Source organism: Clostridium sp. BIOML-A1 (genome assembly GCF_009874105.1).
Lineage (GTDB): Bacteria > Bacillota > Clostridia > Lachnospirales > Lachnospiraceae > Coprococcus.
The window spans coordinates 156,372-164,864 of record NZ_WWTL01000008.1; the positions used below are offsets into that span (position 1 = coordinate 156,372).

The 8,493-nt window shown below is 41.6% G+C and carries 7 protein-coding genes; 1 reads left to right on the top strand and 6 read right to left on the bottom strand.

The window, feature by feature from the left end; genetic code table 11:
• Nucleotides 1-12 precede the first annotated feature (12 nt).
• From GT641_RS08285 to GT641_RS08305, 6 genes are all read right to left on the bottom strand, one after another.
• A complete protein-coding gene (locus tag GT641_RS08285) occupies nt 13-570 on the bottom strand; it encodes a phosphatase PAP2 family protein (protein ID WP_119962656.1) in 558 nt (185 codons plus the stop codon).
• 113 nt (nt 571-683) lie between these two features.
• A complete protein-coding gene (locus GT641_RS08290) occupies nt 684-1,742 on the bottom strand; it encodes a hypothetical protein (protein WP_119962584.1) in 1,059 nt (352 codons plus the stop codon).
• A gap of 218 nt (nt 1,743-1,960) precedes the next feature.
• Nucleotides 1,961-2,086, bottom strand: coding sequence for a hypothetical protein (locus GT641_RS13305; RefSeq protein WP_008401060.1), 126 nt, complete (start codon nt 2,084-2,086; stop codon nt 1,961-1,963).
• Between the two features lie 82 nt (nt 2,087-2,168).
• Nucleotides 2,169-2,633, bottom strand: a complete 465-nt coding sequence (locus GT641_RS08295) for an Hsp20/alpha crystallin family protein (RefSeq protein WP_008401058.1) — start codon at nt 2,631-2,633, stop codon at nt 2,169-2,171.
• Between the two features lie 346 nt (nt 2,634-2,979).
• Nucleotides 2,980-4,773 (bottom strand): ammonium transporter, encoded by a 1,794-nt coding sequence (locus tag GT641_RS08300; RefSeq protein WP_192919818.1) that lies wholly within the window; start codon nt 4,771-4,773, stop codon nt 2,980-2,982.
• 337 nt (nt 4,774-5,110) lie between these two features.
• On the bottom strand, nt 5,111-6,283 hold the full coding sequence (locus tag GT641_RS08305; RefSeq protein WP_008401053.1) for a sugar transporter: 1,173 nt from the start codon (nt 6,281-6,283) through the stop codon (nt 5,111-5,113).
• A gap of 408 nt (nt 6,284-6,691) precedes the next feature.
• On the opposite strand from GT641_RS08305, the gene GT641_RS08310 reads away from it, so the two are divergent.
• Nucleotides 6,692-8,113 carry an alanine/glycine:cation symporter family protein gene (locus tag GT641_RS08310; RefSeq protein ID WP_118675625.1) on the top strand — a complete coding sequence of 474 codons (1,422 nt, stop codon included), beginning with the start codon at nt 6,692-6,694 and terminating at the stop codon, nt 8,111-8,113.
• Nucleotides 8,114-8,493: the final 380 nt, after the last annotated feature.

Consider the following 8,493-nt stretch of genomic DNA (forward strand, 5'->3'; position numbering starts at 1 on the left):
ATTCGTCTTTATTCAGGTGATAACCAGCCCCCCATTTTCTTTCTGTCCGTTCATTGAACCAAACTTCAGTTTCTTTCTTGTAATCAGATATGCTATTACTCCACACAGAATTCCAACCAGAATGCCACCTAAGATATCGGTCGGGTAATGCACATACAGGTATAGTCTGGAAAATGCGATCAGCACCGCAAGCACCAGTGCCGGATACCGATATTTCTCTTTTGCAAAAAACAATGCAGTTACTGCTGCAAAGGACGCTGCCGTATGACCGGATGGGAATGAATAATCTGTCGGCTTCTTCACTAACAGGGAAATCGCTGTATTTACATCAAAGGGTCTTGTCCTTGCTACCGCATTCTTCAATATGCCATTACAAAGTATAACATCAAATACCAGTGCAAGTGCCATCAGGATTCCTGTCTTTCTGTGTTTCTTACTGATCAACAGCACGATCGTAAGTGCGATCCAGATGACCCCTGCATTTCCAAGTGTCGATACAAATGGCATCACTACATCAAGAAATGCATTTCTCATATGCTCCTGTATAAAATCTAAAATCGTTAACTCCATCTGATTCACCTTTTGTCCTCCTGCCTGTATGTAAATCGCACACTGTTTCTACCGATCTGCTCTGTCGCTTCACTTATGCAAGTGATTTTGTATGTCTTTCAGATAAGTATCATTTATTTTTCCCGGAGGATCTTCACACCACGAACAATCATGAATACACCTACGATCAACAATGCCGCTGACATTACCGTTGGAAACAAAGAACCCATAACAATCGTGAGGCTGGCCGTCTGAATGAGCATAAAAATAAAGCTAAGCACACTAATGCCATTTACTAATATAAAGCCGGCTCCGACTACAATACATATGACTCCGGCATAAATATTCGCGCCTTTCCGAACTGCGGAACCAACCTTTCTTGCCTGCTCCCGCTGTGCAGAATCCATACCCATGCCATTCATCATCTGATCAAATTCAGGCGACATACCGCTTCCATATACTGTACCACCACTATTCACCTGACTGGTATAGACCTTGTTTCCAGCATCTCCTGAAAATGGTGTGCCCGGAGTTCCCTGCTGCCATTGTGAATTCTGCCCGGTATCTGTAGCCCCTGGTGATGTTTTCTCGCTATTTTCTATTATTATGTCTGCCGGCTGACTGCCATACACACCATATAAGCTGTTGTATCCGGACTGACTATTGTATCCGGACTGGTCGTTATATTCGCCGTCATAACTTCCATATTCCGGCGTCTGATATGGCTGATATCCACCGTCCATTTCCTGTCCATTAATTCTATCACCGACACCGCCGCTCCATTGAACCCTGCCGGATTTCTGGTCTGCATCACCGCTGTCTCCTTTTAAAAAGTTACGAATTCCCTGGATCAGAAGCAGCACTCCTATGCCCCCGAAAAACAGAAGGAAAAGTCTCATGACACCTAGTCCTTTTGCAAAAAGGCCCACAAAGCCAAAACTCATGAATACCAAAGTTCCCAGAATGCAACCCAGTAATTGTTTGACCCGATTGGATACACTTTCCATCGAATTAATAAATAATACAACACCTGTCAATGCAAATATTAATCCGAATCCAAGTACGATCCCCCATGTTAAGATTCCACCCTGATCATACAGGGTTGTTATGCCCCATACTCCGAGTGCAAGCATCATCACGCCAAAGCAAAAGAAAACAAATGCTCCTATTTTTGCTCCTTTTTGTTTCTGCATAAAACCACCTCCGTTTATAGAGTATCACATAACTGTGGTTTTTTACACTTCTCCATGTATATTTTTTTGATTTTGTCACCAAAGCCCTTCGATGGAAATTCTTCCGATGATACTTCTGTTCCTATAAAGCAAAAAAATCCCCCGCACTTGTCTCCTGTAGTTCTTCGGGCTACAGGCAAATGCGGGGAACCTTTTCTTTGTTTGTTGATTTATTCACTCTAATAAGTATGTTTCTTTGACTTTGGTACTGCAGCTTCAACCTCCTGTGCATTATGATTAGCTGTTGCACATACCTTCTGAACTGCTTTCTTTTTCTTCAATGGATGCTTTGGATTCTTATCCATGATCTACACTCCCTTTCTTATATCTGTATACATATACATAAGGGGTCATGTTTTTATTCGCACGGCTCGATATCAACACATTTTATTCGATGGCAATGAAGTTCTCCTTTTCGATTGCTTCCGGTGCTTTCTTTGGAAGGGTCAGACGAAGAATACCACTTTCATATTTTGCATGTATATCCTTCTGACTGATACCGTCACCAACATAGAAACTTCTGCTCATGCTGCCGGCATAACGTTCACGTCTGATATACTTACCGGTCTTCTTATCTTTCTCATCCTTATCCAGACCTTTTTCAGCGGAAATAGTGATGTAGCCATCTTCCAGTTTGACATTTACTTCATCCTTCTTAAATCCAGGAAGGTCAATGTCTACTTCATAGCTGTCATCTGTTTCACGGACATCCGTCTTCATCATGTTCTTAGCATGTTTGCCATACAACGGGCTTTTCTCTGGAAACATTTCCTTTTCAAATTCCTTACCGAATGGGAAATCATCCATCCAATCATCAAATAAACTTTCTCCAAAAATACTAGGTCTTAACATAAGTCATTACTCCTTTCAATTTCAAACCAGTGTCGGAAATCTCAGCTCCTTATGGAACCTTGAGGCACTTAGACTTTTGTATGTTTAGCACTGTCAGAGAAACTGAAGTGTCGAATTTGTATGTTATAAGTTCCGGGATTCTTTCTTTTATCTTCTTTCTTAATCCCTTTCCTTATCTTTATCTATGTTATAGCACCGTTTATTAGCACTGTCAAGATGTGAGTGCTAATTTTGTGTGAAGATTTTGTGAACTATCTGATTTCCATTTCTACACTTAAAAGAAAAAGCCAGACCGGTGCTCACCGGCCTGGCTCTTTCTTCTATATAATTATAGGTTATTTGTAATTTACTCTACATCCTGTAAAGCTGCAAAGTCTTCCTCACCGGTACGAACCTTAACAACCTTGTCAACGCTGTATACGAAGATCTTACCATCACCGATATGTCCGGTATACAGAGCCTTCTTAGCAGCTTCAATAACTGCACTGACAGGAATCTTGCTGACTACGACTTCTACCTTAACCTTTGGAAGAAGGGTTGCATCTAATTCAACACCACGGTACATCTCGCCGGCACCCTTCTGGATACCACAGCCCATAACCTGATTCATTGTCATACCTGTAACACCGAGGTCATTTAAAGCTTTCTTTAAGATCTCAAACCGTGCAAGCTTTGCAATGATAACTACCTTGTAGATACCGCTTGGGGATGCTGTAACAGGAGCTTCCGCAACCTTGACTGCTGCATTCTTTAATGTGTCAGAAGCCTTATCATAATCAGCTACACCAAGATCTGTATTTTCATTTACATCCATTGTCATTGTATTTGATACATCAACAATACTGAAGCCGGCATATGCAGATGGAAGACCATGCTCGCATGAATCCAGACCAACAATTTCCTCTTCCTCTGATACACGAAGGCCGAAGATCTTCTTAATAAGAAGGAATGCAATTGTAATCGTAACTGCTGTCCAGAGGATGGTTGCGCCCATACCTACGAACTGAATACCGAGCTGCTTGAAACCACCGCCATAGAATAAACCTTTGGCTGCGATCTGGTTTGCACCATATGTTACACCATCACCGATACCTCTTGCAAATGCAGGAGCTGTATCTGTAGCGAAAAGACCAACTGCGATTGTTCCCCAGATACCATTTAAGCAGTGAACTGCAACAGCACCTACAGGATCATCAATATGTAATTTGTAATCTAAGAGCCATACACCGAATACAACCAATACACCGGCAACAGCACCGATCACGATAGCACCGAAAGCATCACAGACATCACAAGGAGCTGTAATTGCGACCAGACCTGCAAGAGATGCATTCAGACACATTGAAACATCAGGCTTACCATATTTTACCCAGGTAATGATCATTGCTACAACTGTTGCAACAGCAGGAGCAATTGTTGTTGTTACGAATATGGAACCAAGTTCTGAAACGGTTGTTGCTGCTGCACCATTGAATCCATACCAGCCAAGCCAGAGGATAAATACACCGAGACAACCGATCGGAAGGTTATGTCCAGGGAATGCATTTACTTTTTCAACCTTACCATCCTTGCCCTTTACAAACTTACCGATACGAGGTCCAAGGATTGCTGCACCGATCAATGCACAGATACCACCAACCATATGAATACAGTTAGAACCGGCAAAATCATGGAAGCCCATCTGAGCTAACCAGCCGCCGCCCCATGTCCAGTGTGCCTCAATCGGATAAATAACTGCTGAGATAACTGCTGAATATACACAATAAGAAATGAATTTTGTACGTTCTGCCATCGCGCCGGATACAATTGTCGCTGTTGTTGCACAGAACACTAAGTTAAATACGAAGTTGGACCAGTCAAAATTTGCATAATCAGTAAATATGTCAAATCCCGGTTTACCGATCAAACCAACCATGTCTTCACCAAGTAAGAGTCCAAAACCAAGAAGGATAAATACAACTGTACCAATACAGAAGTCCATCAGGTTTTTCATCAGAATGTTTCCGGCATTCTTTGCTCTGGTAAATCCTGTTTCTACCATCGCAAATCCTGCCTGCATCCAGAATACCAATGCCGCTCCGATCAGGAACCAGACACCGTACACTTCACCAGAAATTGCATCTAAAATTTCACTTGTCATAGTTCTTACCTCCTAAAACTCAAAAATGCGATACACGGAGACTTATCCATAACAGACGCCCCATTGCATCGCATTTTACTTCATTTTTCCCCTCATCCGGTCCGCGCGTATAGCCGGATATCAGGTTTTTCTTTGTCCTGTACCGGGGAACTTATACCTCCCGATAAAAGAAAAAGGCACTACGAATATTTCGTAGCGCCTTTGCTATGTCCATGAGTATAGCACCGGGGATTACTCATGTCAACGATAAATTTATATTTTTTTTAGAGATTATTAACCATGCCTTTTCCAACTGATCATCACAGTTTATAGTTTCGCATTCTATACAAGTATTTATCTACTTTCTCTTCATCTGTGGGATCAGTATAAAGCTGCAATACAGGATTGCTATAACTGCCATGATCCCCCCTGCAAATCCGATATACCCCATCGATGCATGTGTACATACCAGACCACCGATCCAGGTTCCGCATCCGATTCCCAGATTATAGATTCCTGAGAACATTGACATGGCCACAGCGGAGGCTTCCTCCGGAACCGCTTTGATCGTCTCTGACTGGAAAGTAACGCTAAATGCCGTTACAGCCATACCCCACAGCATACAGATCAATATCATTGTCCATGTAAATTTCGATGCCGGTTTCAGGCAAAGCATGACAACAGCGATCAATGTGATCGATGCACGGATAAAATGATATCTGTGTTTGTCATATACACAGGAGAACAGAAAACTTCCAAGAATTCCGGCAGCTCCAAACAACATTAAAGTTATAGTAACAAGATTATCCTTAAACATTGCTACCTGCTTCAAAAACGGCTCAATATAGCTGTAGCCTGTATAGTATGCACCCGCAACTAAGAACGACATTAATATGATCCCAAGCATAACCGGGTTCTTCAATATCACCGGCAGTTCTTTCATTTTAAAGGATGTACCGCCTTCAACCTTCGGAAATACAAATGCCATATAGATAAGGGCAAGAAATGCAACAACTGCAACACAGAAAAATGTCATTCTCCATCCTACATATAATCCAACGATCCTTCCAAGCGGAAGTCCAAATATCATCGCAATGGATGTACCGGTTACTACCATACTCATCGCAAACGACCTGAACTTCTCCGGCACGATCTTAACTGCTGCCGGTGATGCGATCGACCAGAAGACCGCATGTGCACAGGCAACTATGATCCTTGCCGCCATCAGCATCGCATATCCGGCTGCAACCGCTGATAATACCTGACCGATTCCAAATAATGCAATCGTTCCCAACAGCAGCTTTCGGAAGCTGATCCTTGATGCAAGCAGCATAAGTGGCAGTGATAACAGCATAACCGCCCACGAATATGCTGAGATCAGCATCCCCGCTTTTGCCTCCGTGATCTGAAAATCATCCGCGATATCGGTCAGAAGACCGATTGGCATGAATTCCGATGTATTAAATATAAATGCCGCTACCGTCATTCCGATGAGCGGCAGCCATTCCCTGATAGTTAATTTCTGATTCATTCTGTGATTATATCCTTTCCTGTAAAATTCCTGTATTTTCTATTTAAACATTTACCGTTTTGCAACGCATTTATATGAAACCTATCTTGTATTATATGGTATTTTTTCCTATGAACCGCATCTGATATTATCCGGCATTTTTATTTCCATAGTAATTTTATTATCGGATTCCCAACTCCGCAAGTCAAAAAATAGTCTTCTTTTTGTAATTTTTGCTGTGTTTACCGCTGTTTTTTCACGAAATTAAACGAATTCTGTTGCATTAGCGTAGAAAAGTATGTATTATATTAAAATATTGTGTTATTTTTATAAATATTTGATTTTTCTGTAATATAATTCTTTACTTTATTCATATAATTTATGAGAATAACACATCACCACAATACAAAAAATGAAAAGGAGAAAATCATGTGGGCAACTGTAAATGAAATCTTAACAAAAATCGATGATTTTGTGTGGGGTCCTCCACTTATGGTCCTTATTATGGTCGGTGGAATTCTTCTCACAATCCGGATGGGCGTTCTTCAGATCCGCAAACTGCCATTAGCACTCAAATGGATGATCAAAAACGAAGAAGAAGGCGAAGGCGAAGTTACTTCCTTTGGTGCACTGTGTACTGCTCTTTCCGCTACGATCGGAACCGGTAATATCGTTGGTGTAGCAACTGCGATCGGAGCCGGTGGACCGGGAGCATTATTCTGGATGGTACTTGCTGCATTCTTCGGAATGGCAACCAAATATGCAGAAGGTCTTCTGGCTGTCAAATATCGTGTCGTTGACAAGGACAACCATGCACTTGGCGGACCATTCTACTATATCGAAAGAGGTATGGGATCAAAATGGAAATGGCTTGCAAAAATATTTGCTTTCTTTGGTATCTGTGTAGGTCTGTTCGGTATCGGAACCTTCTCTCAGGTAAATGGTATTTCTTCCGCTGTTAATTCATTCTTTGATCCTGACATGCAGTGGACGATTAATATTCCAGGGATCGGTACTTATTCATGGACCGTTGTTATCGCTTCCCTGATCTTAAGTGTATGTGTTGCACTCGTTCTGATCGGCGGACTGAAGCGTATCGCAAGCGTATCCCAGATCATCGTTCCATTTATGGCTGTTATCTATATTGTTATATGTGTGATGTTACTGATCTGTAACATCACTAAGATTCCTGAGGCTGTTGTTATCATTGTAAAGAGCGCATTCAAGCCTTCTGCTGTTGCAGGTGGTATCGCCGGTTCATTTATCGTTGCTATGCAAAAAGGTGTAGCGCGTGGTATCTTCTCAAATGAAGCCGGTCTTGGTTCTGCTCCTATCGCAGCAGCCGCTGCCCAGACAAAGGAACCGGTTCGTCAGGGTCTTGTATCCATGACAGGTACTTTCATCGATACCATCATTATCTGTACAATGACAGGTCTTTCCATCGTTCTTACCGGTGCATGGAAAGTAGAAGGTTTACAGGGTGTTCAGGTTACCACATATGCTTTTAACGAGGGACTTCCGATTCCTGCAACGATATCAAGCTTCCTGTTAATGCTCTGTCTGGTATTCTTTGCATTTACAACTATCCTTGGATGGGATTATTATTCTGAGCGTTGTCTGGAATACTTATCCGGCGGCAAAAAGAAATCCATCATGATCTACAGATGGTTATACATTCTTGCTGTATTTATCGGACCTTACATGACAGTTTCTGCTGTATGGACGATCGCCGATATCTTCAACGGACTGATGGCTATTCCTAATATGATCGCCATCTTTGCTTTAAGCGGTGTGGTTGTAAGGGAAACGCGTGATTTCTTCAGCCGTCATAATAAGCAGCCTTTTGAATAAATTGTTAAAATAAAATAGAGGACCCTGAGATCTAATTCACATATTATTACGCAAGACACTTTCGTTCTATCTTCATGTAGCGGTACTAAGCTCCTGCTTTCGCAGATCGCTAAGGACCGACATTCAGATAGGCTTGCTTCATAATAGTGAATATATATCTCAGGGTCCTCTATTTTATTTTTCTGCACTATACTAATTCTTTTCTCCTGCTTTATATAGTTAATGGGTACCAAACCACTTTATAACACTTCATACCACATCAAATTTTATTTTTAGGGTATATGCTTTTATTTTGATAATCTATGCAGTAGTCAACAAAAAGTAGACACATATTTTTAGTTTCTACACATCGCTTAGCAGGCATAGTACTCCCTATACTG